The following is a 22,224-nucleotide window of genomic DNA, read 5'->3' on the forward strand; positions in this document are numbered from 1 at the left end:
TAATCTTAATTTTCTCCTTCTGCTTGAGGGGATGTTGGTAATCCTGGGCGTGGTGGACGACGGTAATCATAAGCATATTGCAAGTAGTATGTATAGTTATTTTTCATACCACCAAGTGATGAAATTGTTCAGTTTGTATCAATTTCCATAATTGGGACAATCGCAGCTTCATCACGTAAGATTTTTTCTAAGTTTAAAATTGTTCTAAAGATGCTATTATCATCTTCTCAACCTGGACGATTACCTGAGAAGAAATCAATAATTCTTTGACGTTGTTCAACAACTGTTTCTAATTTTGTCATAAAAATTTCAGTATTTACTTTATCAGATGCATCATTATTTTCATTTCTTAAATACTTAGTTAATAATGGTCTTGGAACATCTGTGTAAGATAAGTTGATTACTTGATATGATCCAACTGGTAATGTTTTAATTGAGAATTTGTATTTAAATCGTTTCTTTAAATTAATTTCATCAATATTTTCTTTATGATAATATTTCGCATAATCTTCTTTTGTTGCTCGAACATATTGTTTTGTTTTTACATCAACAACTGGTTCAATTTGTAATGATGAATATTCGCCTGTTACATTATTCTGTAAAACTAAGGAGAATGGTTTGTTTTCACGTTTTGGATCGTGTTGGTTTAAAAACTCTTCTGATAAATAAAACTCACGTTCTTGCATTGACTCAATTTTATTTTGTAAGTCAACAACTTCTTTTTCTCATTGAACTTTTAAATTATTCGATGGTTGCAATGTTATTTTTTGTTTTAATTGTTCGATTTGATGTTGTAAATCATTAATGATTTTAGCATCATATTCTGAATAACCAATATCAAACATTGGAATTGCTTTATCTTTTAATTTTAATTTTCGTAAATCTGTTCTATTTGTTAAATGTTGTGGATTATAAACTTCACTTGTTTTGATGTTTGTTGGTGTTACTAATTCACGAATAATATCGGCATCTTCTTGGCTGATATGTAAACGTTTTAAAGCATATTCTAGATCTTCTTTGTTTTTATAACGATCAAAGAAATCTTTTGGTGTCCAAGACCCTGTTGGATTTAATTCATAACCTAAACTTTTATTGTTTTTTAAATCAATACCATCTGGTGTTAAAAATAATCCTAACGCTGAATCATATGTACTACCAGCGTATTTATCAAAGTTTTGGTATGAAATATCAAATTTACCACTATTTGCAAATGAAACAAAGGTGTTTGGTGGTAATGCTTGTAGTTCTAATTTTACATAACCACCTAAATGACGATCAATTAAATCTTTAATTGCAATTACAGCTTTTCCGATATCAGCTGGTTCTGTAGGATAAACAAATTTTAAAACAACTTGCTTTTTATTTGGATTTTTTTGTTTGTATTTATTCAAATAAAACTTAGCAACTTCAACATCAAAACCATTATCTTTTCTATTAATGTTTTCAAATGTTGAATTTTTTGCACCAACATGGTCACTAAAATCATTATTTTGAACCAAGAAAGAACGATTTTGTTTTTTTGTTTCATGAGTTTTTTTGTCTTTAATAGTATCAACGTACTCGCTTTCAAAACGTTGATTATCAAATCAATACTCTAAATTTCGTCCTTTTGAGTCTTTTATTCTTTGAAATGATGTTCAAGTTGTTACTGGAAAAGATGAAGTTCAACCAGATAATTTTAAAACATTTTCACGATTAATAGCAAAGGCAATAGCTCGTCTTAGATCAGGGTCTAAAATTGGAATGTCTTTGTTAGGATTGGCTAAGTATTCTTCATAACTATCATAACGTGATTGGCGATCTAAATTAAATTGCATAGCAACGGTTCCAGCACCTGCTTGTTTTTTCATTAAATCACGCATTTTACTTTGCGCTCAAAATTTTAATTGATATGATGGAGGAACGGTTGTTGATGAAATCATTCCTTGCTCAAATCAAAGTGATGTAACTTCATTTTTAGAATTAAAATAAATTTTAATTTTATCGCTAATAGTTCAATTAGCTGAAAAATAATCTTTATTTTTTTCTAATGTCATATATCCTTGAGGCCCTAAAACAACCTCACTAATATTAAACGGACCGCTTCAAACAAAATTATCAAGAGTTGAACCAAATTTTTCAATTCCGCCATGCGTTTCAATAAAACGACGATTAACTGGCAATAATGCTTGATTACCTAAAATATCAGTTAATAAAACACTAAATGAAGGTTTTGGTGCGTATGTTTCAAATTCCATCAATAAATCAAAACGTGTAGTTGGTAATGAATTAAATTTAAATAAATCTTTTGAATTAGCTAAAGTTTGCAAGTTGTCACTTGCTAGTTTTTGGCGATGATTAAACGAAGGATTTTCAATTAAATTAATGACAATTTTCTCAGGGATATTTTTATCTGGTTTTGTGTGATCGTATTTAGGATTTAAAATTGTTAAAGTTTTTGATTCCTGAAATTTAAAATTCTTATTTTCTGGTAATTTTAAAGCTTCTTTTAATTGTTCATTTGAAATATTAGTATAAGCTTTGCCGGTACTTAATCCTATTTCATAAGCAGCTTTTTTAATAGCTGCAATTTCTAAATCATCAACAGGACGTCCGTTTTTATCAAAAGTTTGATTTTGATATGGAACAAAATTAAAATCTTCTTCTCATTCCCCAGTTTGTTTATTTAAAATGTATGGCGCTCGTCCAAAAGGATTTTTATAAGGAACGCCATGCTTACGAATATATTCCTCTTGTGCATTATTAAAGGCGTTTGTTCCTTTAATATTAAAACGTAACAAGTTTGAACGTAATTGACTACCAGTATTTAAATCTAAAATATATTGGATTGCATCAATAAAATCTTGTGCGTTAACTTCTTTACCATCACTTCATTTTGAAGCGCCAAAATTAGTTGTAAATTTTGTTGCAACGATTCTATTATTTGAATTATTATAGAAAGTTCAAGTTGGATCATCTTCGCTAGTTGTCGGTGCTAATACACCTGTATTAATTCCAAAAGATGATAAATCAACATATGATGGTGAAATTTTCATCCCCGCTAATTGTGCATCGGTCATGTTATTAAAACCTGCATCAACAGGGTTTCTATATTGGTTTAAATATAATTTTGAGATACCTAATAAGTTACCAATTGTTGAATTTGTTGATGGCGCTTCTTTTATTAAACCATCTACTAGTGAAAATACAATTTTACGAAGCGATGCAAATTTTACATAATTTAATGTGTTAATTGCATCAATTGCCAAACCAAAATTGCTACCATCTTCTAAATATGGACTAATTTTATTTTGTTCTCTAGTCTTAGTTTTAGCACAAGAAGCAATAATAGCAGCAACAGGGATTAAACCAGCAATTGCGATTGATGAAAATATAATTTTCTTATTTATTTTTTTCATTTTAAACTCCTTAATTTACTAAATTGAGAATTGGTTTGAAATTCTAATAATAGTACGGTTTTTTTCTTTTGTATTTTCATTTCTTGCGTAGACTGGCGAAATAGCGTATGATTTACCATTTTCAGCAACATACTTACGTGAGCCCAAATTCATTAAACTTTTTGGGTGGTTTGGATCACTTAAATCCATAACTTCTTTTAGATTTTCATCAACAAAATATATTTCAAATTCACTACCTTTGGCATTGACTGAATCATAACCAATTAACTGGTTAGTGAAGTTAGATAAAATTGCATAATCAGTTGTTCATGAAACATAACCTTCATCTTCTAATGTTCATTTAGAATTAATATCTGATTGACGTTTTAAATAGAATAAATTATTTGTGTTGTTTGTATGAACATCGATGTATTCGATATTGCCATTATTTTTGTTTTTAATTGCAATTTTTTTAACTTTATCTTTGTATTCTTTTTTAATGAAACCATACATTAAAATTGAATCTTTTTCTTTATTTCTATATATTTGAGCTAGTGTTCGATCGCCAATACCTTTTGATCTCAACATATATAATCACATTGCTCGAGCACGATCGGTAACTTTTGTTTTATCATCTAATTCTAAAATATTTAAATGATTATCCTTGATTGGTTCACGATTGTCGTCATAGATTTGTCAATCAATAATTTTTCTTAATCAACGATCTTTAAAGAAACCATTGTTTGTCAATCTTGTTTTACCAATATAAGCATTTGCTTTAGCACTTAAACGTGTTAAGAAAGAATATGAATTTAAATTATTTAAAACATCATTGTCATGAGTTTTTGATAATGATAAGAAGTTAGTATCAGATAAAAAACTTTCTTTAACTTTAGCAAAGTTATTTTCTAATTCTTCTGGTTTTGTTGCATAATCATCAAATAATTGTTGATTTTTTCGATAAACACTTAGAGCTTGATTTGCTAAGACGTTTTGAATTTTTTCATAATCATTAGTTGCAAACAATGCATTTAATGCAATTGTATTTGATGTACTTAAAAAATTATTAACTGGGATTAATCGTTCGTTTCATTGTTTTGTATTATCACCACTAAACACATATTCATTACCAGTATTAAAATCACTTAATCCTGAAATGTAGTTTGGTAAATTATCTAATTCTTTTTGCGATGGAATAAATACAGTTTGAACATAGTCACGTGTTAATACCTCGGCAATATTAAATACATAATCTCCAAAGATTTCATTTAGTTTTTCTTGAACACGTTTTTTATTTAATGTTACATAATCTGATGAAACAACTGTTCCATCATCGTTTGGAATTTCAGATGATTGAGTTATTCCAAAAAATGATCCTAATTGACCATAAATATCATTTGAACCACCGGGTTTGTCAGTATAAATTGTAAACCCAAAAGCATATTGTAATAATTGACCAAAGTTTAGAGTGTAATTTTGACGGTGTTTTCGTTCAATTTCAACTTGAATTCCTTTAATAATTGAATCAACAGTACGTACATTTTTTTCATTTGGTTTTGCTTCTCAAACATTTTGCGGATTACCAGCAAAGTTATATGTATCAAGTGGTTCTCCATATGGAGAAGCTGGTTTATCATATTTATTACCAAAGCTTCTAAATCCATATAAACCTAATTTACCATCAAATACTTGTTTATATTTATCTAATTCATTTGCATTAAAATCTTTCGATTTATAGAATTTAAAAATATCGTGAGATTCTGTAAATCCATCAAATAATAAACCAGTTAGATTTTGTTTAAATTCTTCTAAAGTTATATTTTTATATTGTTCTTGTTTTTTAATTACTTCATTAAAGAATTTATCAACATCATAACGTTCTTTTAGATATTCATAATCTCATTTACGAATATTTTCATGGTTTGGACTTAATGTATTTTCAACAATTGTATATTTAGATGGATCAACTGACATAAATTCAATTAAAGATGGAATGTCTTTAAATTTAATCATGTAAAATTTTGTTCCATCCTTATTTTGAATAGTTAATGGAGTAAATGATGTATTGTTTGATTTTAAATAATTAAAATTAATTGCTTGTGCCTCTGATGGTGTTAAAACCATTAACGGATAAATTTCATTTTCAGTTAATTCATCAAGTTTTTTTTCTGGCTTTCCTTCACCATTACTTTTATTAACTATTAATTTAATAGTTCCAATTTGATTTAAATTTATCATGCCTTTATTAAATAATTCTTCATATGAAGTAATCTTATTTTGTGTAAGATAGCTAGCACGAATACCAATAATTGATTCGATTGATTCTTTTGATTTTGTTCTTAAAATAGTTTTATATAGTTCTGCTTCTTTTGGTTTAACAAAATATTTATAACCGTTATTGCCTTCAATTCCCATATCAAAGTAATTAAATAATGTTGTTTGAGCAACTACATTAACATCCTTAACACCAAAACGATCAAATTGTTTATCATAATATTTTTTAATTTCTAATAATTCTGGATCAAGTTTATTAAGTTCTTCTTTAGTTTTGTTATCTCATATTTTTGATGCATTATATTGTAAAGTTGCTAAAGTATATTTGAACTGATCAAAAGTTTTACCTGTAACATCTTCACCAGCAATTTGTGAAAGAACTTTTTTATAATATGGAACAGAAGATACGTTTGCTTTTTCATTTAATTTTAAAGATTTACTAATATTAAAGTCCGCATATTTAAACATCGCATCAGTGATTCGCTCAGCTCATTTTCGTTTTTCAGGCGAAGTGAACATTTGATGATCAATGTATGTTTTTAAATTAAACATTGATGTATCAAAATTGCCATTTTCGTCTCAACCACCATTATAGTAATTTTTAATAATTAGACTATTAATTGAATTTTCAATTTCTTTTACTTGCTTTTTAAATTTAGAGATATCTATTGTACCATCAGCTCTTAAACAAGTTGATAAATCAATAACTGGCATATTATTTTTAGTCTTAACTAAAATTTCAATATCGTCTTTTGTATATGGATGTTTTTTCTTATGAAGTCTATAAATAATTGGTCTACCATCTTTACTAAATTTAATTGGTGTTCCCATGCCATCTTTTAAAATGCCATCATATCTTGAAAGACCAGGTTTTTCGATAACACTACCAAATCTAAAATTATTGTCTTTTTGTTCTTGTTCGTTATAAAAGTAATATTCAGCTTTTAAACGACTTGGATCTTTGATGTTAGGGCCAAATGATGGATTAACAGTTGCTGATTCGTGGTCAAATGAATTCATAATAAATAAATCATATGGTTTTACATTACGTAATTTAGCAGCTTCATATAATTCATCATATTTTTGTAGAAAACGACGTTTTTTATTTTCAAAGAAAGCTTTTGGATTATCAGCATTGGCAGATCCAAAAATATCTTTTTCTGATTCTCAAATTGGTTTTTTTGGATCGTTATTTAATGAAAAATTAAAGAATGATCCGTTTTTAGTTGGGTTATAGTCAACATCTGTTTTTCTAAAAGTAATTCCGCTAGAACGCGCATTCAAATAATCTTGCAATACTTTACCATTAACATATGATTCATCACTAACCCCAGTTCTAGAATCAATTCCACCTCCTACAACCGAATCATCACTATCACTAATATCTTTCATATCTTGTAATGTTTGGTGGTGCCCATATTCGTGTGTACTTACGTATTTTAAATAATTAATACCAGTTGTTTTAAAAGCAGGGTCCGATTCTGCAACTAATGATAAGTATGGAATTCGATCAGTTGCGTAAATACCTTCATATTCACCATTAACAACTTTATATGTGTTCTTACCATTTTTATCTTGAACAACTTCTGTATGAATACCATTAATTTTTTGTAATAAATGACGGTTTTTATTTAAAACTTTATCTAATAAACCACTATATGCATCAACATATACAGTATAAGTTTTAACAATTTTACCATTAACAAATTTACTTCCTTGTTTAATTAAACGAGGTGTAAAAATATCAAAGTAATTTGCTGCAATTTTTAAAGTATTAAAGGCATCATCAAAACTTGAATCATAATTATAACCTTTAGGGTTATTAACTGGTTCTTGTAAAATAATTTCTTTATTTTCTTTAGTTGTTAGAATAAGTTTTTTTGAGCTTTCAACTTTTGCCTTACTAATTGTTACTAATGAAACTTTTTTTTCATCGTAATTTACTAATTCAGATTGTAATAACGACTCTTTTGTTTTATAAAAGTGTGGATTTTTACCATTGCCATTAATATCATAAACATAAAATTTTTTGTTTGCAAATGTAGAATCGGTGTCGTAAACATTTTTGAAATTTTGTTTTTGATTAATGTAATCATCAAAGTTCTTAGTTATTATCTCACGCAAACTTGAAGCTAATATACTATTATCATTTTGAATAAACTCATCATCATTACTTGGGTTTGCTCTAGAAGTAAATTCTTCTTTAAACATATAATATTTAATTTTTTGTTGCTTATTACCGACTGTTGCATCAACTAATAAATAATTTTGCCCGCCTCTTGTTTTGCCAATTGATTCAAGATCAAGTGAACCACCTAGTGGTGGTAAGGAACTACCATTAAATTCTATAAATTCATTAATTTTAACTTTATTAATTTCATCAGCTTTTACATCGATCTTAGGATTAAATTTCTTATCTTTTGGAATTAAACCCTTAACAAATTGCAGTTCATTTAAATATGCTTGTACTTTTTGTTTCGCTTGTTGTTCATTTTCAGCATAAAAAAGATAGTTTAAAGTTCTATCACTTGCTTTAAGATTTTTTAGACTAGGGAAATTTAATGGATCTTTTGTTAAATCAAAATATTTATCAGCATTAAATAAATAAGTGTTTTTTGCATTTTTTAGAACATTTATTAATTTAACACCACCAAAACTATGACTATTGTAAGCCGAAATCATCAATGGAATTTTTTGGTGATACTCTTCTAGTTCCTCTAAGATCATTGCTTCTTTGTTAACTTGACGTGCTAATGAATCATAAGCATTACCAGGTCCAGCATTAATATTATAAATTGGTAATGATCCAAAAAAGGCGTCAGGAAAGAATTCAATTACTGTTCTTTCTCTTGTACCACTATGTAGTCCTAATGTAATTGCGTTACCGTTTTGTTGTATACCACGACTTAGTTTAAATTCTTTTAAAGTTAATAAATCTGGTCCTCAAGAAACATTTTTAAAAAATCAATTAGTGAATTCAATAAATTCATCTGGCGAAATACTATTAATGTAATTATTGTTAAAAACAATTGGTCCAACTTCTAATCTTAAGTTTGGTAAGTTATTGTTATTTAGACTAACAAAAGTATCTAAAAATTCAATATAAGAAATTTTTTGACCTTCTTTGTATTTGCCAAAATCAACTAATAAAGTTACTTGTGTATTATTGCCTTTTTTAGCTTTAAAATCATATTCTGCAACAGGTTTTCCAAATTGGTTCATTAATAAAGCACGATCAACTTGACGATTTGGAATTCTTGTATCAAAACTACTATTAACTTGTAATGTTTGACGTCCAAGACCTCCTGTTGAAATAGCATATAATTTCATAAATCCAACTACTGCTCCAGCAAATGCACCAACTGATGCAAAAGCAATTGCAATTTTAGCGGATAAGTTTAACCTTTTTTTCATATTGCTTTCGCTCCTTTTCTAATATTTCCCTACTTTTCAATCAGCAACTTCTTCTTCTGTTCCAAGAATATAATGATCATTACCTAAGTGAATTCATTTAGGTTGTTTTTCATGAGTATATCCATGCATATTAGCATCATATACATAACCTAATAAAGATTTTTTATCTGAATCAATTGATGGTACTGCTTCCATTAATGATCGTGTATATGGATGTAAGAAATTCTTTACAATCTCTTTTGTTGGACCAATTTCTAATAACACTCCTTTATTCATAACAGCGATTCGATCTGAAATATATTCAACCATTCGTAAATCGTGAGCAATGAATAAAATTGTTAAATCATATTTAGCTTTTAATTCTTTAAAAATGTTTACAACTTGTGCTTGAATTGAAACGTCTAAAGCACTAATTGGTTCGTCAGCAATTAATAGTTTGGGACGAAGAGCAACAGCTCTTGAAATTCCAATACGTTGTTGTTGACCACCTGAGAATTCTAATGGATAACGACGAAGAACAGTTTCATCTAAACCAACTGATTTTAGAACGTCTAAAATTAAATGACGTGTAATATCTGTTCTTGTTTTTGATTTTCAAGTATTAATATCATCAAATGCTTTTTCTAATTTTTCGCTATTATTATCTAATGATAAATTAGTTAATTCTAATTCATTAAATAATTGAATTAATTCTTGTTGATTAGTTTCATTTAAATAATCAAATTTTAAATCTTGTGCTTTCTCTAAAAAAGATTGAGCTTGTTCATTATTAACTAAATTTTTAGCTTTAAGTTCTTTTTTTAATCCACGTAAATAATCTTTATAAATTAAACGTAAGAAAGATTTTTTTAAGTCTTTAATGTTGTTTAATCCTTCTGAAACAACGGTTTCAATATTTACATAAGGGTTAAGTGAGTTAGATGGATCTTGGAAAATCATTTGGACATTATTAACCATAAAATCAGTTAATTCTTTAGTAACTTTTTCGCCTTGTTTTGGTAATTTAACACCATCAATAACAATATCACCAAAACTATGGCGCGCTAATCCAATTAATGCAGATCCTGTTGTTGATTTACCAGAACCTGATTCACCTACTAACCCTAAAACTTCACCTTGATAAATATTAAATGAAATATCTTTAACAGCTCTAAACTTCTTAAATCCATGACCATAAGTAACATCTAAATGACGCACCTCTACTAAACGTTTTTTTTCTGGATTAGCGTTTAATCGATCTAATAAACCTTCAGTAATTGGGCGAATAGTAATTTTATCTGACAGACAAAAACGTTTTTTATGATTGAAAAAGGCTTTTTTCTGGTTTGTATCACTCATAATAAATGCTCCTTATTTTATTGATTATTTTTATTTTCTTGTCGTTGTTTAAAACTATTTCATTTATCTAAAATTATTTGTGGTGGTGTATATTCTTCAGCACGTTCATCTAATAATGCTGATTTAACACGATGGGTTTCACTCACATAATACATTTCAGGTTCGTGTTCAAAATCTCGAGTCAATGCGTAATCATTACGAATAGCAAATGCATCCCCAATAATTTCATTTAAACGTGATGGTACAGAACCTTTAATTGTTGCTAAACGATCACCTTTATTAACATCTGGCATTGACATAATTAAACCTCAAGTATAAGGGTGCTGTGGGTTTCATAAGATTTCATCTCGTTGCCCTTCTTCAATAATTTGACCAGCATACATAATTGAAATGTAGTTAGCAATCGAAGCAACAACCCCTAAGTCATGGGTAATAAAAATAATACACATTTTAAATTTATCTTGTAGTTCACGAATAACATCTAGCACTAAAGCTTGTACTGTCGGGTCAAGCGCTGTTGTTGGTTCGTCTAAAACTAAAATCTTGGGATGTAATGAAACAATTGAAGCAATTACAACTCTTTGAATCATCCCCCCAGATAGTTCGTGTGGATATAATTCCATAATTTCTTCTGGGTTATTAATTTTTGTTAATTTTAAATATTCAATTGATTTTTTGTAAGCTTCTTTTCTTGTTTTAACAATTCCATTAATCAACATCCCTTCCATAATTTGTTTACCAATTTTCATGGTTGGGTTTAGTGTTGACATTGGGTTTTGGAAAACAGCTGAAATTACTTTTCCTAAATAACGTGATTTTTCTCAATCTTTAAAGCTAAAATCTTGAACTTCATTATTATATAATAAGATTCTGCCTTCTTCAACGTTCGCATTTTTTCCAGCCAATCCATATAAAAGAGAAGTAATTACTGATTTACCAGATCCTGATTCACCAATAATCGCATGAACTTCACCTTCATAAAATTGAACAGATGTATTTCGTAAAACTAAAGCACGGTCTTCAGGTTTAGAAGGATTAGTAAATGTTAAACGTACATTATCGACTTCAGCAGCAATTTTTTTAACTGTGCCATCTTTAAAAGTTTTATATTTAACATTTTTTTCAAATTTTTCAAAATCAAAGTTTTTTCGTGAGTTAGCAACTTTAAAAGCCATTGTTTGTTTTTTATGTTTTTTGTTAACTTTTGGACTTTCTTGTTTTTGTTCACTAACTTCATTAATACCGCTAGCTTGTTCATTAATTAATGTTGTCGCAAAGATTTCATTATCTGAATCTTGATTTTGATTATTGTTGTTTTCATAATTAATTTCTTGTTCTAAATTAATTACATCTTGAATATTAACTTCTTCATTTGATTTTGTTTCAACTAACTCATTGACTACTAATTCATTAATATTTTCTAAATTAGTTAATTGTGGTACTAAATTTATTTGTTGTTCTTCTAAATGAACATTATTATTTAAAGTTGGTTCTACTAAAACTTGTGGTTTTAATGCTTGAACAAAAGCACGTTGACTACGAAGATATTTAATATAAGTATATCGATTGTTTTTTGGTTTCATAAATTATCTTTGACGTCTTAATGCGTCTTGTGTGGCACCCCCAACTAATTGAATTGAAGCAACTAAGCAAACTAGTAAAAATGATGGAATTAAGGTAAATCGTGGATATAAAGTAATAATTGATGAACCATCAGCAATTAAATTACCTAATGTTGGTGTATTTGGTAATGATAAACCAATGAAAGCAAGTGATGATTCGGCTAAAATTGCTCCTGGTATACTAAACACTAATTGTGTAATCATCATTGGTACTAAAATTGGTAAGAAATTTCAAATGATTCTTCATGCTTTTGTTCCTAATGTTTTTGAGGCAGCTACTCATAAGAAACTACGAGCACGTTTTACTTGTGAACGCATTTGGTTCGCCATTGCAATCCATCCTGAGAATGAAATCGCAAAGATCATTACTCCAAATGATGGTTTTAGAATAATTGTTAAGATCATTAAGATAATAATAGTTGGAACGTTTGTTAAGATTTTAATAATGAAAGTCATAATCTTATCAAACATTTCAAAATAACCCATTAAGATTCCTAAGGTTACCCCAACAACTAATTCAATAGCTGTTACAATGATTGCAATCCCCAATGAATAACGTAACCCTCATCATAACATTGCTCATAGATCGCGCCCATTATTGTCAGTCCCAAAAATGAAGCCATCTGTAAAATAATCTAAATAACGTTGATTAGGACGAAGTTCAGTTGGTGACCCTGTTGTAAAAGGAATAATAATTGCTAATATAAATAAAATAATAATAATTGCTAATCCAATCAATCCTGAAAAAGAACGCCCATAACGGTTGGCAAATTCACGGAATGGACGTGGACGGCCACCCATGTATGCATTATCTCTAAATTCAATTAAATTACCAATAATTTTTCATTGTTGATGTTGAAAAGGTTGTAAAAATTTATTTGGTGCATCAGAAACTAATTCATCAACAAATGATGAAGTGAGACTTTTTGATTTTTCTTTTAAATATTGTCCAAACTTAGCCATAAGCCTATTTTCCTCCTCTTCTAATACGCGGGTCAATAATTTGATATAAAGCATCCCGAATTGTATAACCAATAATTGTAATTAATGAATAAATAATTACTAACAATAAAATTACGTTATAATCTTTTGAAATAATTGCTTCAAAGAATAATGAACCTGATCCAGGAATTTGGAAAATTTGTTCAATAAACAATGCCCCAACAAATGATCCTAAAATTACAAACGGGAAGAATGTTGCAATTGGGAATAATGATGGTTTTAAAGCATGTAATCACACAAAACGATTAACAGTTGCCCCTTTTAAGTAAGCAAATTTTGCATGCATTGAGTTTAGCTCACGATTCATTTCAACTTTAATATATTGTACATAAACAATAATTGAACCAAGTGATAACGCTAATCCTGGTAAGATATAAGTTACAAAATTATTAATATCGAATGTAAATGGTAATCCAATTTCTTTACCAATTAATAGTAGGATTAAACCAAACACAAGTGATGGTACAGCTGAAACTATGGAAATAATCACAGTTGATACACTATCTAATACTCCTCCTGGTTTACGTCCAACAAAAATACCTAAAGGGATTCCAATTACTAGCGTTAATAATACTGAAAATATCCCTACAGCAAAACTCACTAGATAACGAGATCAAATAAATGAATTAATTTCAACTCCTGGACGAATTGAAGTGCTTACCCCAAATTCTCCTCTAAAGATATTTGCTAAATAATCAGCATAACGAACACCAAGTGGACGATCTAGTCCATATTGTGCTAAGATAGCTTTTTTTGCTTCTGGAGATGTAATTCCAATTGTTAAAGCAGATTCTCCAGGTACTGAATTAATTAGAAAGAATGTAATTGTAATTACAATTCAAGCTAATAAAAAGAATTCAGCAATTAATTTCAAAGATTTAGTGATGAATGTCATAAACTTTGAATCAAAAGTGAAAAAATCAATTAATGGATCAACAACATGATCACGATCAGCTGCTGTTTTTAGTGAACGACCACCACCAAAAATAACAAAATTATTACTAAATGAATAATTAACTCGCTTTTTTTGGTTTAAGGTAGTCGGTTGTTGGGGTAATTCACCATAATTACTTTGTGATGAATTAGACTCAAGACTATTTTTCTGATTCATATAAAACTCCTATTTTTAAATAGTTGATTGCGCTGTTTTTACAATATAAGCAATCATACAAGCTAGTGAATAAATAAAGCTTGGCAATGTAATGATTGTAATTAAAATGTTTAAACGAATTGTGGCATAATCAACAGATCGTAATTCATATTTAGCATTAGTATAAAAACGATCAACTAATTTGATTTCCCATGAACTAAGCTTATATTCATTATATTTTCTTAATTTCGCAACTCATCGTCGTCGATATGCTTGACGCGAGAAAATAACATATAAGAAAACTACCATGAAAATACATGTGTAAGCTATAAAAACATTGATACGATATTGGTGATAATCAATAATTAATTCAACAATTAAGTGACTAATTACCATTAGTGCTAATAAAGAAATTAAGATAATAATGCTTTTATAATTTAATAAACGATTGGGAAATGCTTGATTTTTTTTACTCATTATTATTTGATAATCACTCCTTTGTTTAATGACAATAACCATCAGCATGACAATGATGAATGCTTCCTGGTTTTTCTGGTTCAAGTGTTAAATCAAAATAATCATACATATTATAGATAACATACTTACCTTTAATTAAGGTGTTGTTATTCTTTTTACCCTCAACTAAAACCTTAGCGTATAAGTTGTTTAAATACTCTTTATTGGTTTTTGAATTTAAAGGGGTAATTTTATGAGCGTCTTTTTTAATAAATGTTGGTACTAAAAATTCGATAGGTGAGAAGTTAAAATCATTTAAACTATTGTTTCAAATATTAGTATAAACAAGATCGCGTTCTGGTTTAATTGGTATTTCAGGAATACGATCAACAACAAAAACTTGTTTTAAAATTGTGTCATTTAAATTAAATAACTTAACATCGTCATCAACATTTAAGTCACTGATTTCATTAATCATATAATGAACTTTGTTTTGATTATCATCAATTGGCATAGCTTGTTTAAATCATCGGTATAAACTGCCACTCGTCATTGTATATCCTTCATAATGATCTTTACTATCTGGATATTTAATAATCGAACGATAAATTTTTACATTTGAATAATTGATTCGCATACTAATTGCTTGATTGAAATAGTCAATTATTGCTTTTTTTGAACCAAATCAAAAGTTTTTTAATTTTTTCGTAAAACGATAATCTTCATTTTTAACTTTTTGATCTGGTGGAATTGGTTCATAAAATTGTGGTTTAGTTTTGATATTAATATCACCAATATCATCAACAACTAAACTTACTTGATAATTAACATCAAAACTATTGTCGTTGTTATTTTGATTTTTATTATAAATTAAGCTAAAATCATTTAATTCAACATGATATTTTGCGTTATATAAATTTAATAAAGCGAAATTATAAGAATAATATAAATATAAAGAGCGTTTAATGGTTTGTTCAAAATAAAGCTTTAAACTTTCATAAAGATTATAAAAGGCTTTTGTTTCAATATCTTGTGTTTGCTTTAAAATTTGTTTTTCATTTGCAAGATTAATACTATTATTAGTGATTGATTTGAATTTTACTTGGGTATCTTGACTAATTGTTGTTTTTTTAGTATTTATTGTAGAACAACTGGTTATTAAAACTAAACTAATGACAATAGTTGCGAGTATTGTACTAATAAATGCTATTAATCTTGTTCTGAGATTACTTTTTGTTTTCATATATTTTTGCTCTAAAATCTGTGCTTAGAGCCTACACTTCCTTTAATTTATTTTGATTTATACTTAAAAATACATTTTATTAATAATGCTTCAACGCTTATTAATTTTAATCGTATTAATATAGATCTTGTAAATAATAGAAATGCAAATAATAATAAAACGAGAGCAAAAAATACGCTTGTTATAAAACATGCCAATAGTATGATTAAAAAAATTATTTCGATTATTATTTAAATTAATCATCGTATTTTTTCTCCTTTTAGTTATTGTGTTATATTATAAAGTTTTTTTATAAAAATGTTTAATTAAATACCAAATATTACAATTTTTTTATAAAAAAAGGCGTTTATATCATTAAAATCAATAAATTTAGTTAATAATTTACCCTTATTTATTAAAAATTATTGTTTTATTTTTCTTCTTAACATTATTATGTTTTTTAGATTAATTTATTTTTTGTATAGAATAAAAAAATGGTCAATGACGACCATTTTAGTAATTAATATTTTTTAACTAATTGTTGATTTTCTAACAACCATTTCTCCATCAATGTCAATAATTGGATAAATAACAATTAAGCAGTCTTTGTCAATATCACGAACTAAATGAATTAAGGATGGTAATTCAATGTATGGTGAAATAATTTCTAATGAATAATTTGTTCTTAATGATAATGAATCACTTAAACTATTTAAAGTAATAGAATTATTAAAATCGTTAGCACGTAAATTTTCAATAATTGCACTCGTATTTTTTGAGTAAACTTGAATTTTTAAACTCTTGTGTTTTGGGAAGTAAATATTAAAGACAATTCCTAAAACAATTGAAGCAAGAATAGAAGCTACCATGTTTGGTGAAAAGAAATATTGAGCATCTCAATAACGCGGATTAATCATACCAGCAGGTGCAAATGATCCTAAAACAATCCCAATAATTAATGTTGCTACATTAAAGTAAGTTAGAATTGAACCAGTTGGTTTTCCATATTTTTTAGAATATCAGAATGAAATAATATCTGTTCCTCCAGATGATCCTCCAGCAATATAAATAATTGATAAGAAAATACCATCAAATATCGGATAAATAACTGCATAAATTAGAATAGAAGGAATTTTACTTGCTTGATCTGGATCAACTCAAGATAAAATTTGCACTTTATTAACAATAAGATCATGGAAAACATATAAAGGTTTTGCAAACTCATATAAAGCTTGACGATAAGCTGTGGTTTGATTTAAATGAAATAAATCACCAATTGTTGCATTAGGGTTTGCTTGTACATAATTTATAAATTCATTTCGAATCTCTAAATTAGAGATGTTTGCATAGCTTAGAACATTAGCTTCAATATTTTGAGCTATTTTTTCATCTAAGATGCTATTAGTAAAAAATGAATTAATAGGTGGGTAACTTAAACGATTGTCCCCAAAGATCATAATTTTTTCAACATTTGGAATTTGACTTAAAGCAAAACCAAAGACTTGAACAGTAACAATGTATGTTAATGTCATTAATGTAAAGTGTTTACCAATTTTTTTGTATGAAAAAACTAGTAAGGGAATGTTTACAAAAATTGCAAACAATCAAAACATAATATCATATGCTAATTTTGCTTCTTTTGGCGAACTATGGTTCGAAATCATAATTGATTGCAAAATCCGCGCAATCCCTTGTGATGTTCCCATAATTCCCGCTGAATAAATTCCAGTATTATGAACTAATAATAAAACCAATAAACTCGCAAGAAGTGAAAAAATAACAATGATTAAGTAGCGTAAAAAGATTTTTTTAGTTGAATAAAGAGCAGCAAATTTTAAAAGACCAGCCTTGTAGCGAATTTTTTCAATTTGTACACTTTGTTGAATTGTTGCTTCATTACTTATTTGCTTTAATAAATTATTTTCGGTTCTTAATGCTTCTTTAGTTTTATTTCTTCAATTAAAAATCTTTTTAATTCTATTTTTAGGATGCGTTTTTTCCTCATTATTATTCAATTAAATCAACTCCTTTTGGTTTTTTTATAAAAGGAAAAATTTTTTGTTCTACTTAAAATAATATTTTAAATATAAACACTAAAAAAGCAACAACTATTTAAAGATAATTGTTGCTTTTAGCCAAGTAAACATTTTATTGTTTATTTAGTTCTTTAATTCTTGCAGATTTACCTGAACGATTACGCATGTATGAAATGTAAGCACGTCTTACTTTACCATACTTGATAACTTCAATTTTTTCAACAAGTGGAGAGTGAATGTTAAATGATTGTTCAACACCAACTCCATTTGATTCTTTACGAACAATAACTGTTTCACTTGAACCAGAACCACGACGACGTAATACAACACCTTCAAATTTTTGAATCCGTGTTTTCTTCCCTTCAACAATTCGATTATGAACGATAATTGTATCACCAGAATCAAAACTAGGAATATCTGTTTTTAATTGTGTCGAATTAACAAAATTCATAATTTCGCCTTTGTTAATTTTAAATAAAGCCATTTTTTTACACCTACTTTTTGCTATTTAAATATTTTTGATATAAATCAGGACGATTCTTTTTAGTAATCATCTCTTGTTGCTGTTTACGAAAATCAGCAATGTTTTTGTGATGACCAGATAAAAGTACATCTGGTACTTGATGTCCTTCAAAAACAACAGGACGTGTATAAACAGGATAATCTAATAAATAGTTATTAAATGATTCACTTTCTAAACTAGATGAAGAAATAACACCATCTAATAATCGAATAACAGCATCAGAAATTACCATACTAGGTAATTCTCCTCCTGTTAAAACAAAATCACCAATACTATATTGGGCATCAACGTAATAATTAATACGTTCATCAAAACCTTCATAATGACCAGCAATGATAATAATATGATCATATTTACTAACAAATTCGTTAGCTAATTCTTGATTAAAAACTTGACCTTTTGGTGTTGTTAAAATCACATATGAATTAGGTGTACGAATCGCACGAATGGCAGATACAATTGGTTCGATCATTAAAACCATACCAGCTCCACCACCATATTGATAATCATCAACTTTTTTGTGTTTATCATTTGTGTATAAACGAAAATTAATAATTTCTATCGTAACTTGATTATTTTTAATAGCATTACTAATAATAGAATGGTTTATCCATGTTTCATATAATTCAGGAAATAAAGATAAAATTGATATTTTCATCTATGTTATGAATTATTTAGCCTTAGCTAAAGCTACTTTACGTTTTTTGTTTGCATCTTTTAAAGCAATGAATTCTTTTCAAATACCTTCTTGTGATAAGATATTTTTTACTGTTTCACTAGGTTGAGCACCATTTTGTAATTGTGCTAAAATAGCTTCTTTTTTTAAAACTACTTTTCCTAAAACAGGATCATAATGACCTAAATTTTCAATATATGCACCATTAGCTTTTGCTTTAGCATCCATAACTACAATACGAAAGAATGGTTTTTTGTGTGTCCCCACTCTTGTTAATCTAATCTTTACCAAAATTTTCACCTCGTTTGTTTATTATTAAAATAACGATAAGATTATAAACAAAAAAAATAAAGGTGTCAAGTATTTTTACTTAACGCCTTTAAATTTTTATTTTAGTAAATAGTTATTAATAAATAATGCAACTGATTTAGAATTGTTTTTATGTTTAATAATTACATCAACATGTTCAAGAATGGCTTTAGATTTAGTTCTTGCAGCAGCTGCTAATCCACTTATTTCAAACATTGGAATATCATTAGGTGAATCGCCAATTGTAGCAATCTCATTTAAATTAATTTGATATAAATTAGCAATAAATTGTAAAGATGAAGCTTTATTGATATTTTTATTTGTGACTTCAACAATATATTTTGAAGTAAACGAAATATTAACTTGATCATGAAATTTTTCAATTAATTGATCAATAATAGAATGTTTTAGTTTTTTAGTAAAACTTGAAGGTAAAAGATTAATTTTATAAACCTTATCATTACGATTAAAAACTGGGTTTAAACAAACTTTTCTTTTAGTATGATGTAATTGTAATAGTAATTTATAGTTAATATTGTAAACATCTAAAAAATGTGTTTGCATGAATTTTTCATTATATGGTCAAAATCCTAAATTATTTTTTAATGAAAAATCATAAATTTCATTAACTACATCTTTGTTGATTATTGATTCAAACAATACTTGATCATTAATAACATCATAAATATATGAGCCATTAAAGCATGAAATATATTCAATTAATTCTTTAATTTCATAATGAATTAAATGTACAATCTTTAAAGTATTTTCTAATGATCTACCAGTACTTAATACAACTTTACCACCTAAACTAATATATTTTTTTAATGCTTCTAAATTAGCTTTACTAATATTTTTTGTTTTTGATAATAAAGTACCATCTAAATCAATAACTAACATTTTGTATTGCATATTTAACAATTTCCTTAAGGTTTTTAATGATTCTTATAAACCATTTGAAATTAAATCATCAATATCTACTTCTTGTTCAATTTCTTCAACTTCAGTTTGTTTGATGAACTCAACATAATTGTTATCTTTTCTAAATTGTTCAACTAAATCATTATTAATAATTGTAATGTTAATAATAGGATTTTTCTTACGTCATTTTCAAACAATTGATTTAACACTACCACTAACAATTTCTTTTAGTTTTTTCTCATCAAATTCTTTTTTTGCTAATGCATCTTCTAAACTTGATTTTGCTACATTAGAAATTTTATTAATTAGATTTGTTGATTCTTTAGCAAAAAAGCAACCTCGTGTTGAAATACTTACAGCTGAATTTAATTTAGCTTTTTTAAAATCAGCATTTAAAACTAAATTTAAAATTCCATCACTTGATAAAACAACACGTTCGCTTAATAATTTACTAATTTTAGAACTAATTTCATAACCATTAATAAATTTAGGTTCAGCATCAACATGAATATTACTATGACTTAAAACACCATCTAATAATTGTAATTTTTGACCATTTGTTGCAATAATAACATGGTCTTTATCAAAACCTTGATCCACAGCATTTTGTTTTAGGGCACGGAACATTTTATATTCACCATGAATAGGGAATAAATATGAAGGATTAATCGCTTTAATCATTAATTGGTGTTCACTACGTGTAGCATGACCTGAAGCATGAATTTTTTTATTTGGTGAATTTTCATAAACTGTTAATCCAAGTTTATAAAGTTTATTAACCATTGCTTCAACTTGAGCATAGTTTCCTGGAATTGGATTTGATGACAAAATAATTGTATCTGATGGTTTTAAAGTAATTTTTGAGTGATTATTATTAGCCATAACATTTAATGCAGCCATTTTTTCACCCTGTGAACCCGTTAGAATTACCACAATTTCATGATCTTTGTAAAAAGGTAATTCTTTATGTGTAATAAATGATGATTCAGGAACATTTAAATAACCTAGTTTACGACTGGTTTTAATATTGGCTTCCATTGATTTCCCAATAATACAAATTTTTTTGTTTAAACCAACAGCAATCGCAATAATCTCTTCAACACGACCTAAATTAGAAGCAAATGTTGAAATAAAAGTACGCCCTTTAATATTAACCATGTAATCACGAATATTATCGATTACATAACGTTCACTTTCACTAAAACCAGGGATTTCAGCACTTGTTGATTCACACATTAACACTGAAATACCACGATTAGCAATTTGTGATATTTTAGCTAGATTTGTTTCATCCCCTGCTGTTGCAAAATCAAATCTAAAATCTCCAGTTGTTACAATATAACCATTAGGTGTTTTAACACAAATTCCAAATGAATCAGGAATTGAGTGACATACACGATAAAAATCAACTTCAAAGTGTTTAGTTTTATACATTGATTCATCTTCAAAAATAATAATTCGTGGTGGTTTAATATCTTTATATTCACTTAAACGACGTTCAATTAGTTTTGCAGCTAATGTTGGTGCATAAATTGTTTTAATGTTAACGTGTCGTAAAATATGAGGAATTCCCCCAATATGATCTTCATGACCATGTGTAACCACTAATGAGTGGATTTTATGATTATTCTTTATTAAGTATTCAAAATTGGCAACAGTTCCATCGAATCCTGGTAAAGATGCGTTAGCAAATTTAATACCAGCATCGATTAAAATGATTTCATCTTCATGTTCAACAACATAAGTGTTTTTACCAATTTCTTCTAGTCCTCCTAAAGCATAAACATATGTAGGACTTTTTTTGGCATTTTCCATCTTAACTCCTTATAATTTGGTTTTTCTAATATTAAAAATATAATTTTATTTATATAAATATATAAAACGATGTAAACACACCTTTTATATAAAACCTTGATATACATTAATAATAATTATATTAGAAAAACTTAAAAAGATGGAAAATG

14 protein-coding genes are annotated in these 22,224 nt (G+C 27.5%); all 14 read right to left on the reverse strand.

Translation table 4 applies throughout. The annotated features are described in order from the left end of the window. Positions 1–5 precede the first annotated feature (5 nt). Complete coding sequence (locus UUR8_RS03215) at positions 6–3,398, reverse strand: ABC transporter substrate-binding protein (RefSeq protein ID WP_004026058.1); 3,393 nt, start codon at positions 3,396–3,398, stop codon at positions 6–8. 18 nt (positions 3,399–3,416) lie between these two features. Further along, entirely contained in the window at positions 3,417–9,065 is a 5,649-nt protein-coding gene (locus tag UUR8_RS03220; protein WP_004026230.1) for a PDxFFG protein, read from the reverse strand. A gap of 18 nt (positions 9,066–9,083) precedes the next feature. Next, entirely contained in the window at positions 9,084–10,403 is a 1,320-nt protein-coding gene (locus UUR8_RS03225; RefSeq protein WP_004025988.1) for an ABC transporter ATP-binding protein, read from the reverse strand. Positions 10,404–10,420: 17 nt separating this feature from the next. After that, entirely contained in the window at positions 10,421–11,986 is a 1,566-nt protein-coding gene (locus UUR8_RS03230; protein ID WP_004025909.1) for an ABC transporter ATP-binding protein, read from the reverse strand. Between the two features lie 3 nt (positions 11,987–11,989). Continuing rightward, positions 11,990–12,988, reverse strand: coding sequence for an ABC transporter permease (locus UUR8_RS03235; RefSeq protein ID WP_004025781.1), 999 nt, complete (start codon positions 12,986–12,988; stop codon positions 11,990–11,992). 4 nt (positions 12,989–12,992) lie between these two features. Further along, the gene (locus UUR8_RS03240; RefSeq protein ID WP_004025543.1) at positions 12,993–14,138 is read right to left on the reverse strand and encodes an ABC transporter permease; all 1,146 of its coding nucleotides are present in this window, start codon (positions 14,136–14,138) and stop codon (positions 12,993–12,995) included. Positions 14,139–14,153: 15 nt separating this feature from the next. Next, a complete protein-coding gene (locus tag UUR8_RS03245; protein WP_004025648.1) occupies positions 14,154–14,594 on the reverse strand; it encodes a hypothetical protein in 441 nt (146 codons plus the stop codon). A gap of 25 nt (positions 14,595–14,619) precedes the next feature. Further along, positions 14,620–15,816 (reverse strand): hypothetical protein, encoded by a 1,197-nt coding sequence (locus UUR8_RS03250; RefSeq protein ID WP_004026072.1) that lies wholly within the window; start codon positions 15,814–15,816, stop codon positions 14,620–14,622. A 509-nt stretch (positions 15,817–16,325) separates the two neighbouring features. Beyond that, the gene (locus tag UUR8_RS03260) at positions 16,326–17,810 is read right to left on the reverse strand and encodes a YitT family protein (RefSeq protein ID WP_004026232.1); all 1,485 of its coding nucleotides are present in this window, start codon (positions 17,808–17,810) and stop codon (positions 16,326–16,328) included. Positions 17,811–17,943: 133 nt separating this feature from the next. Continuing rightward, positions 17,944–18,315, reverse strand: a complete 372-nt coding sequence (gene rplS / locus UUR8_RS03265) for a 50S ribosomal protein L19 (protein ID WP_004026076.1) — start codon at positions 18,313–18,315, stop codon at positions 17,944–17,946. A 10-nt stretch (positions 18,316–18,325) separates the two neighbouring features. Beyond that, entirely contained in the window at positions 18,326–19,012 is a 687-nt protein-coding gene (gene trmD, locus UUR8_RS03270) for a tRNA (guanosine(37)-N1)-methyltransferase TrmD (protein ID WP_004026001.1), read from the reverse strand. Positions 19,013–19,024: 12 nt separating this feature from the next. After that, positions 19,025–19,330 (reverse strand): 30S ribosomal protein S16, encoded by a 306-nt coding sequence (rpsP, locus tag UUR8_RS03275; RefSeq protein WP_004026901.1) that lies wholly within the window; start codon positions 19,328–19,330, stop codon positions 19,025–19,027. Between the two features lie 87 nt (positions 19,331–19,417). After that, positions 19,418–20,251: a Cof-type HAD-IIB family hydrolase gene (locus UUR8_RS03280; RefSeq protein ID WP_004025847.1), complete on the reverse strand. Its 834-nt coding sequence runs from the start codon at positions 20,249–20,251 to the stop codon at positions 19,418–19,420. Positions 20,252–20,284: 33 nt separating this feature from the next. Then, positions 20,285–22,075 carry a ribonuclease J gene (locus UUR8_RS03285; RefSeq protein ID WP_004025795.1) on the reverse strand — a complete coding sequence of 597 codons (1,791 nt, stop codon included), beginning with the start codon at positions 22,073–22,075 and terminating at the stop codon, positions 20,285–20,287. Positions 22,076–22,224: the final 149 nt, after the last annotated feature.

Origin of the sequence: Ureaplasma urealyticum serovar 8 str. ATCC 27618 (assembly GCF_000169535.1) — a bacterium.
Lineage (GTDB): Bacteria > Bacillota_I > Bacilli_A > Mycoplasmatales > Mycoplasmoidaceae > Ureaplasma > Ureaplasma urealyticum.